Origin of the sequence: Edaphobacter aggregans DSM 19364 (assembly GCF_000745965.1) — a bacterium.
GTDB lineage: Bacteria > Acidobacteriota > Terriglobia > Terriglobales > Acidobacteriaceae > Edaphobacter > Edaphobacter aggregans.
This window is the reverse complement of sequence record NZ_KN050795.1, coordinates 6118-14789: the sequence shown is the minus strand read 5'-3', so window position 1 is coordinate 14789 and position 8672 is coordinate 6118. Positions and strand designations below refer to the sequence as shown.

General features: G+C 56.3%; 7 protein-coding genes and 1 pseudogene. 4 read left to right on the top strand and 4 right to left on the bottom strand.

Annotation, left to right across the window (positions count from 1 at the left end):
- Nucleotides 1–527 (top strand): SDR family NAD(P)-dependent oxidoreductase (locus tag Q363_RS35500; RefSeq protein ID WP_035359949.1); only part of this gene is annotated, 527 nt, incomplete at its 5' end.
- A 210-nt stretch (nucleotides 528–737) separates the two neighbouring features.
- Here Q363_RS35500 and Q363_RS35495 read toward each other — a convergent pair.
- The gene (locus Q363_RS35495; protein ID WP_035359947.1) at nucleotides 738–1994 is read right to left on the bottom strand and encodes an MFS transporter; all 1257 of its coding nucleotides are present in this window, start codon (nucleotides 1992–1994) and stop codon (nucleotides 738–740) included.
- Between Q363_RS35495 and Q363_RS47450 the strand changes: the two genes are divergently transcribed.
- The 3 genes and pseudogenes from Q363_RS47450 to Q363_RS35485 all read left to right on the top strand — a co-directional run bounded on the left by Q363_RS47450 (nucleotide 1973) and on the right by Q363_RS35485 (nucleotide 5099).
- Complete coding sequence (locus Q363_RS47450) at nucleotides 1973–2335, top strand: chromate transporter (protein ID WP_084081085.1); 363 nt, start codon at nucleotides 1973–1975, stop codon at nucleotides 2333–2335. The two genes, Q363_RS35495 and Q363_RS47450, sit on opposite strands and share 22 nt — an antisense overlap.
- A 184-nt stretch (nucleotides 2336–2519) precedes the next feature.
- Nucleotides 2520–2810: pseudogene (locus Q363_RS47445) on the top strand (carboxypeptidase-like regulatory domain-containing protein); the annotation flags it as partial.
- A 45-nt stretch (nucleotides 2811–2855) separates the two neighbouring features.
- Nucleotides 2856–5099, top strand: a complete 2244-nt coding sequence (locus tag Q363_RS35485) for an outer membrane beta-barrel protein (protein WP_245632689.1) — start codon at nucleotides 2856–2858, stop codon at nucleotides 5097–5099.
- A gap of 219 nt (nucleotides 5100–5318) precedes the next feature.
- Here Q363_RS35485 and Q363_RS35475 read toward each other — a convergent pair whose 3' ends face one another.
- The 3 genes from Q363_RS35475 to Q363_RS35460 form a co-directional block, all read right to left on the bottom strand.
- Nucleotides 5319–6098 (bottom strand): efflux RND transporter permease subunit, encoded by a 780-nt coding sequence (locus tag Q363_RS35475; RefSeq protein WP_281176140.1) that lies wholly within the window; start codon nucleotides 6096–6098, stop codon nucleotides 5319–5321.
- 472 nt (nucleotides 6099–6570) lie between these two features.
- Complete coding sequence (locus Q363_RS35465; protein WP_035359939.1) at nucleotides 6571–7890, bottom strand: molybdopterin-dependent oxidoreductase; 1320 nt, start codon at nucleotides 7888–7890, stop codon at nucleotides 6571–6573.
- Between the two features lie 40 nt (nucleotides 7891–7930).
- Entirely contained in the window at nucleotides 7931–8374 is a 444-nt protein-coding gene (locus Q363_RS35460) for a hypothetical protein (RefSeq protein WP_035359937.1), read from the bottom strand.
- Nucleotides 8375–8672: the final 298 nt, after the last annotated feature.

The window sequence follows — 8672 nt, the reverse complement described above, 5'->3', positions numbered from 1 at the left end:
ACAACGCCGGCGTCGGAGCTTACGGCGAATTTCACAGCATGTCACTCGAGGCCCTCGAGCGAATGCAGGTGCTAAACATGGTAGCCTTGACCTCCTTGACCCGGCTGGTTCTTCCAGAAATGCTGGCGCGCAAGCATGGAAAGATTCTGAATGTCGCGTCTGTGGTTGGTTATCAGCCCGGTGGTCCGCGTATGGCCGTATATTACGCAACAAAAGCATATGTCTTGTCCTTCTCCAAGGGGCTGGCTAGAGAACTCGATGGTTCCGGCGTATCCGTCACAACCCTGAGCCCCGGGTTAACAACATCGTCATTTGAGCAAAGGGCCGGCGCAAGCGGAACAGCACTTTACAAATTCTTCCCACAAATGAGTGCAAAATCGGTCGCCACTGCCGGATATCGAGGCATGATGCGTGGACGCAAAGTCGTTTTGCCGGGCTTGGCTACCAAGATTTTGTCCTTCGCCGGCGAGCTTCCGCCCCGTGCGATCGCGCTCGAAGTGAATAACTACCTTTTAAGGCGGCGGTAAAAGTTTTCGACAATCGCGTTGGTTCCATTGCTAAGTTTGAGTGAGCAGAGATCGAGGGGCGGATGGAGCAGCCGGATTGCGCAAACAAGCCATTAGGAAAGATTGCAGTCGATAGCAGAAGAGCGCTGATTCTCGCGTAGTTCATTGTGTTCTCCGTATTCATTGATCCCGGTTCGTGGACCTGTCTTAGGAGTCTTCGAATATCGTGGATCATCGAAACTCCTTTTCGTGTGGTTGAATAGCTACGAATTGTCGATAGAGCAGAAGGTCGTAGGTGATCTTCAGAGTCCCAGCGATGAAAAATGGAAGGCTGATTAAACGAGGCCTGGCGAACATGAGCCCAACAAACATCGGCGGTATGGAGGCGCCAACTGTTCGCGCAACACCTGTGATGCCAGCGGCGGCGGATCGTTCTTCGGGTCGAACCATTGCCATCGTGTACGACTGCCTCGTCGGAATGTCCATTTGGCTGATACTGAACCGCAATAGCAAAACGCCAATCGCAAGTTCGAGCGTGGGCATGAGCGGCAGCAATATCAGCAGGATGTTTAAAGGCAGATGTGTGAAGACCATGGTTTTGACGAGCCCAATTCGTGATGCGAGCCGGGATGCCAGCGATGCAGAGACTCCAGCAAATAGGTTTGTTCCCAAAAAAATCGCACCTAACGCAGCGGGCTTCACACCGAAACGCAAGTAGAACCAATAGGCAGCAAAACTCTGGACGACAAAACCACCGCCAAAGGAGTCCAGGGCAAACAATGCTGAGAGCTTGAAGACAATCTTTCGCGAGTGACCAACCCCGAGGAGAGTGTTCGTCGCAGCAAGGCCTGAAAGGCGATCGGTCGAGTCGACCTCAGTGGCCGACGAAAGCCGTGTGAACACCAGCATCAACGCAATACCGAGGACGGCGTAGGAGATGACAACCGCACGATACCCTTTGGTGGAGGCCGTTCCGCCTGAACCCAGGAGGGAGGGGAGTATCCCTCCGCAAAGGGACCCGATGGCGGTCGCGAAGGAACCGGTCAAGGTATACCAAGCAAACGCCGTCGTCCTCGCTGGAGCCGAAACCACATGCGAGAGTGCGGCCTGTTCAATTGATAGGAACGGTCCAACCTCGTTGCCGCTTGGACTTACGACTCCGATCGCCCCGGCGATGACAAGAAACAAGAAGTTGTTTGTCATCGCGAAGGCAAGACCAGCTCCGGCCATAAGCAACGATCCGATAACGAGCATCCTCCGGCGCCCGATGCGGTCTGCCTGGGTCGTGAGAACCAGGGAAACGATCGTGTCTCCCAGAAGAATCAAGGTAAGGAGCAATCCGATTCGCGATTCACTGAGTCCAACACCGGTCAGATAGAAGACAAGAACAACGGACAGTGCGCCGTAAGCGAAGAGGCGAGTGAACCTCGATGCGATCGCGGTTGCAATGATTACACCGGGACCAGTTGTTATTACTGTTGCGTTCATTGGATATCTCGCGGAACGGTCTGACTGGAGCCGTGCTCGCTGCCGTGGGAGTGTTCTTGCCGGTTTACCTGACCGTGACTTTGTGCGCACCGGTCTATCGACGCCTTTCAGCGAATCCCGCACTTCAGGCATTCGTGAAAGGTGTAACGGCGGCCGCGACCGGTGCTATCGCCGGCGCCATTGTCGTGATTGCACGGCATTCGATCCACGATATTAGGACGGTGGCGACTTGCGGTCTCGCGTTCCTAACTCTACAGCGATGGAAGCTGCCTGAGCCCCTTGTCGTGATCGCTGCCGGGATTGCAGGGTTGCTGCTATTCCGTCTTCCAGTAGGCACATAAGCCTCAACCGAGAACAGCGGCATCCGCCCAGGTTATTACAATGCTGTAGGTGCGCTGCTGCGAACCGCTCTTTGGTGAGCCTGGCCCTCAAAACTGCGGGGGCAATAACGTTCACAGCCGGCAATCGCTCAGCCATCTTTCAGCGCAGCTTAAGGCTCGATGTAGATACTTAACTTTTTGACCTATGTTTAAGATTGGAAGAACGCGGTTTCTGAATTACATCTACCTCTGGATTCTCCTCTTGCCCGGAGTGTGTGGAGCGCAGACCCCGGTCCGCCTTCCATCGATTTCAGGTGCAGTTCAAGACCCAAGCGGCGCGGCTATCGTGGGAGCCTCTGTTCGCCTCGATCAGGCGGATGGAAGCGAGATCGCACATGCCGTGACGGATGGCACCGGGTCTTTCAACTTCAAGGAAGTACCGCTGGGATCTTACACGCTCGACGTGAATCAGCCTGGCTTTCGAGAGAAAAAAGTATCTGCCGTTTCAAGTCGTGGAATGCATTCGCCAATTCGAATCGTAATGGCCGTTCTTGTCGTAGAAGAGGAAGTCACAGTGGGGAGCTCAGATAGTTCCGCACAGGTCAGCACAGATATCGGACAAAATCAAAACGGTAACTCAATCGACCGCAACGCGCTTGACCGTCTGCCGGTCTTCGACCAGGACTACATCACGACGTTGTCCAGATTTCTGAATCCTGATGCTACTGGAACGAATGGGGTCACACTTGTCGTCAACGGTGCAGAGGCAAATGGGCCTGGGGTGACGCCTTCCGCAGTGTCGAGTGTCAAGATCAACCAGAACCCGTACTCCTCGCTATTTTCCAGGCCGGGTCGAGCTCGCATCGAAATCACAACCGCGGGCGGCACTCCCCAGTTCCACGGAACAGCCAACTTTCTCTATCGTGACTCGCTCTTCGACGCTCGCAATCCCTTTGCCGTCATAAAACCCGGTGAGCAGCGTACCTACTATGAGGGCTCGCTTACCGGTCCGCTGAGCCGTAGCAAGAAGACGACGTTTCTTCTGGCATTAGACAGAGACAGCGACAACCAGCAGGCAATTGTTGTCGCTGCTACGCCGGATGGCACGGTAAACATGAACGTTCCAAACCCGACGCATCACTACTTTCTCTCAGGCCGCGTCTTCCACGACTATAGCCAGGCAAATCAGTTGTGGATCGGATACTCCTATGAACACAGGACAGTTGCCAATTTCGGAGTCGGCGGAACGGTACTGCCGGAAGCAGGAGCCAACACGCTCTTCTTCGAGCATGAGATCAATGTCGGGCATACCTATTTGTTTTCGCCAAAACTCCTCAACCAACTGCATTTCCTCGTAGGACACTTCGACAACCAGACCCACAGCCTGAACGAAAACCCGCAGGTGATCGTATCTGGATCGTTCACCGGCGGTAGCGCGCAGGCTGACGCCAGGCGGACGGAGTACCACTTCGACGGCACGGATATCGTCACCTATACGAGGGGGAATCAGGAGTTCAAATTCGGAGTCGATATCCCGGATATAAGCCGTCGCGGTTTCAGCGACTTCACCAATCGCGCGGGAACCTACTCGTTTGCATCTCTCGATGACTACTCAGCGAATCGTCCTTTTAGCTATCTTGTGCAGCGCGGCCAGGGGCGCGTTACGTTTCTCGAAACGACCGTAGCAGGCGTCTTTGAGGACAACATACGAGTCAGGCCAAACCTCTCCATTTCCGTTGGTGTGCGCTATTACTGGCAAAACTACTTCCACGACATTCCGCACAACTTTGGGCCACGCTTCAGCTTTGCGTACGCTCCAAGCCAAAAGGGAAAGACCGTTGTTCGAGGAGGAGCGGGGATGTTCTTTGATCGTACGGGCCCTTCACCAATCTCCGATCTCCTGCATTTCAACGGTGTCCTCCTGAAGCGATTTATCGTTCTGAATCCGAGTTTTCCGGTCACGGAAGCCCAGATTGCATCGGTTCCAACGAGTGTCGTAGCGCTCGATCCCCGTACCCGGATTCCTTACACAATTCAGTACTCCATCGGCGTGGAACGCCAATTGACGACTAATAGTTCTATCGCGGCGAATTATGTGGGTGTTCGAGGCATCGATCTCTTTCGCTCGATCGACGCAAATGCACCGCTGCCACCGAACTACGCCGCGCGTCCAAATTCAACGGTCGGACAACTGCGGCAGCTTCAGTCCGAGGGATACTTGAAAAACGATGCACTGGAACTGACCTTTCGTGGCAGGCCAACCAAATTCTTTACCGGGCAAGCCCAATACGCACTGGGTAAGACCTACAACAACACAAGCGGGATCACGTATTTTCCTGGAAATAGTTCCTTCCCAAATGCCGACTGGTCCCGGTCGGACAATGACCGACGAAACAGATTCGATCTACTGGGAACGATCAGCGCCGGCAAATGGTTCGACTTTGGGGCAGCGCTCTCGCTTTACTCAGGAAAGCCTGTGAACATTACAACCGGTAGTGATGACAACCATGACGGCCTACCTCTTGACCGGCCGCTTGGTGTTCCCCGGAACTCACTTCATGGACCGGGATACATTAATCTTGACCTGAATCTCTCTCATGACTTCATGTTGAAGAAAGATGGCAAGAAGGGGCCGTTTGCGACCCTGGCCATCAACTCTTTTAACGTCCTCAATCACGAGAATGACACAACCTATGTGGGAGTTGTCGGCTCTCCGTTCTTTGGCCGTCCCGTAGCGGCTCAGTCCCCGCGGCGTATGCAGCTCAATCTGCAGTTCAAATTCTAAGGATTATGAATCGCATCCCGAAGGGAAGGGAATTCGCGTGCGATCCAGACCGCGCCCAGGCCAATGCCAGCTCCCAGATAGAGCAGTCCTGCCATGAGCTGTGGCGGCGTATTGTTGAGAAGCTTCGCGAATCGCGTACTAGCCCCGAAAAGAGCGGAGGATACCAGCGTGTAGTCAATTCCGGTACCTTTTCTGGCTGAACGGTCCATGTTCTTCTCGCTAGTCGTACAAGACCGGCAGCAACAGCAGAGTGAGAATAGTTGAGGTTACCAAGCCGCCGATCACCACAGTCGCCAGGGGCCGCTGCACTTCGGAACCAGCAGACTGCGAGAACGCCATAGGAAAGAAGCCGAAGCTGGCAACACACGCAGTCATCAGAACTGGACGGAGTCTGCGTCTGGCTCCTGAGAGAACTGCCTTATATGTTGATTGCCCCGCAACACGAGCGTGGTTGATCGAGCTCACCAGAACTACTCCGTTCAGCATCGCCACGCCAAATAGTGCGATAAAACCAACCGATGCGGAGAGATTCAGATTAAAGCCTCGCAACCAGAGCGCTGCAATGCCGCCGACCAGAGCAAACGGAATATTCCCAATGACGAGAAATGCCTGCTTGAATGATTTGAAGGTGAAGTACAGCAGGACGTAGATCAGAGAGATCACTATCGGGATGATGATTAGAAGCCTCCTGGTCGCGCGTTCTTGGTTTTCGAACTGGCCGCCGTATTCGATGGAGTATCCAACCGGCAGGTTCACGTCGCGGGCGATGTTCTGCTGCACCTCCTTCACAAACGAGCCCAGATCGCGCCCGCGTACGTTCGACATGACGACCATGCGACGCTGACCCTCCTCGCGGTCGATCTCATTCGCGGCTCGCACCACACGAACCTGCGCCACCTGATCGAGGTGTACCTGTGTGCCACCAGGAGATCGCAGCATGATCTGCTGCATCGCCTGCGGGTTTTGCCGGTAGCTGATTGAAATCCCATAGCAACCCACCGCATCCACCACCCCAGCGGTTCACTTCAAACGGTTCTATCGTAACTGCCCCATAGAGCCGCGCCCTCCCACTCCCGTCGCACGGCAGTCACGATAGAACACTAACGTTTTTAGGGCATATCATGTCCACTCAAGTGGGGATTGCTTCCGGCACAGGAAGCAGCCAGCCCTTCAACTTGATTTTCGTTACTGCTTTCCTTCAGCCCAGATTGAAATTGACTCGTTATTTGCGAGAAGAGGCGCTTGCGTCGGGAATTGAGATCATCGAGACGAGCGTTGCGGCGTTTATATACTGGGTGGCTTAATCATTCGATGTCTAGGCGGTGTGCACGTCGGAATTTCCGAGAACCACACGGCCGTAAGGCGCATGCACCAAACACGCACGCGCAAGACGATCCGCGTCCATTGCTACCTCCATCGCTGTTTGCAACTGCAGTTGTACCAGTTTCGCGCAACACGCCCCCACGGACCGTCAGTGGATGCTGACCCGACGGGTTATTTGCCCGTTGCTCTCCCAGTAGGTCCTCTTGCTGGCGAGGAATGGGTCGTCCGGCGCTGGCTGGACGTTGCCGTCGACGTCGAACGCCCGCGACCGAATCTTGTGCTCGCCCGAGGCGGGCGCCCCCCATTCAAACGTCCAGAACCTCCAGGTGTAGCCACGCGATCTTTTCCTTTGTGGCGCGTGGCCCTCGAGCCTCGTCGCCCCCCAGAGCCCGTCATCGATTTGCACGTCCGCCGACGCGATCGGCGCGGGACTCTCAAGCCTCGCCGCCGTCCAGGGCCCGTCGTCGATTTGGACCTCCACCGCGGCGATCGGTGCGCCCCAGGCGGCACCCATGATGGCGTATCGATTTTGCCTGCGCGTGACTTTGGCCGGCGCCGACTTGAGCCGGTCGTGACTCACGGTGGCGAACGTCCAGACGGTCTGACTGTCGCGCTGCTCCTCGCGGATGGTGACGTAGTCCCGCGCCATAAAGCGACCCGCGTAGCGGTGGTCCACCACTTCTATGCGTGTCAGCCACTTGACGTTGGCCACACCGTACCAGCCCGGGGCGATCAGGCGCACGGGGAAGCCGTGGCTCGGGGGCAGTCGCTCGCCGTTCATTTCGTAGCAGAGCAGGTTGTCGCGGTTGAGCGCTTCGTGGACAGACATGCTGCGGGCGAACTGCTCGGTGATCGTCAGATCAAGTCCGCCGTCAGAATCTGGCTGGACCGTACCCGTCTTGCCGCCAATGACGATCCCCGAGTTGTCGCGAATTGTCACCGTGCCGCTATCAGCCCCCCAGAAGACCACTTCGGTGCCCTGCTCCAGGATACCCGCCTCCTCTAACAGCGGGGCCAACTGCGCTCCCGCCCAGCGGGCATTGCCGATGCCGCCGATGAAGAAGTCCAGTCCGGTGCCGGTGTTGCCCGAGCACTCCAATGTGAAGTCCACCTCGCGGCGCTCGCGGGCTTTGAGGTCGGCCAGCGTCAGGGACTGGGGATGGGCAACGAGGCCCGCGATGCCGACGCGCCATGTGGACTCATCAAGGCCACCGGGTTGGCCGTAGTGGTTAACAGAGAAGAAGTTGTTGGTAGGTGTCAGCCAGGAGTCGAGCGCCTCCCACTTCAGCAGGTTGCCGACGTTTTCCGGGATAGGGTTCGGCGCGGGCTGGTCGAGCCACGGAATGACCTCGTCGCCCGGGTCCCCAAAGGCTTGCGCTAGGCCTGTCACCCGCAACACCGTCAGCTCCGCCAACGCCGCCCCACCACCCTTCAACAAGGTGCGCCGAGAAAGATCATGATTTTCCATAGGGTAGTCCTCCCTTCCCGCAAATTCACCGATCGACGGATTAATGCTGTGCCGGCCCAGTCGGAAGGTTCACTTGTGCGAGCGATGAAGATTTCAGTTCCCGCAGCGTCTCCTGCTCGGTCCGGCTGCGTGCGAACTGCCGCCCCTCACCCTGGCCCGGCATCCAGACCTGGTAAAGATAGTTGCTGTCCCCATACTGCCGAAAGATCAGGCGCCCCCGGTCCTTACTGTTTTGCTCTCCGGTGGGCTGGACCAACATCAAGTACTGCTTCCTGGTGGACCGGGTGTCGACGAACGAAAGATACCGCGGTGCCTGCAGTGAGATGCGATATGTGCCTGCAGGCACCATCTGGTCGTTGGCGGAGAAGTCAAATGGAATGTTGACGGTTACCGCCTGAGCCTGTGCTGCCGCCGGTCTAGTCAGCGCCGCGCCGAGCGAAAGCGTCAGAGCTGCGCAGGTAAGGATGGAAGATATACGGAACATGGCGAACCTCCTCGATGATCCTGCGGCTTTGTGTGCTCCAACTACCGCTTGGGATATTCGCAATGTGCGCCGCTGCGGCGATCCGCTCAATGCTCTGGAGATCATTCCGTCATCATCTGCTCGTTGCGCTCTCCGCCCTTGAAACAAAAGGATTTTAAGGCTCGAATAAACTGCTGGTTCGAGCTCTGCTGGCCTGCCAATTGAGAAAGGTGTAAAGTTTTTTAGCCCAGAGGAGCGCGCTAATGGGCATGCCGGTCGACACGCCACGGACCTGGCGCTTCGGCGTCTTCGAACTGGA

Coding starts and splice junctions, on each gene's coding strand:
- Q363_RS35495 (WP_035359947.1), bottom strand. CDS start 1,994: ATGAACGCAACAGTAATAACAACTGGTCCCGGTGTAATCATTGCAACC.
- Q363_RS35485 (WP_245632689.1), top strand. CDS start 2,856: ATGGCCGTTCTTGTCGTAGAAGAGGAAGTCACAGTGGGGAGCTCAGAT.
- Q363_RS35465 (WP_035359939.1), bottom strand. CDS start 7,890: ATGGAAAATCATGATCTTTCTCGGCGCACCTTGTTGAAGGGTGGTGGG.
- Q363_RS35460 (WP_035359937.1), bottom strand. CDS start 8,374: ATGTTCCGTATATCTTCCATCCTTACCTGCGCAGCTCTGACGCTTTCG.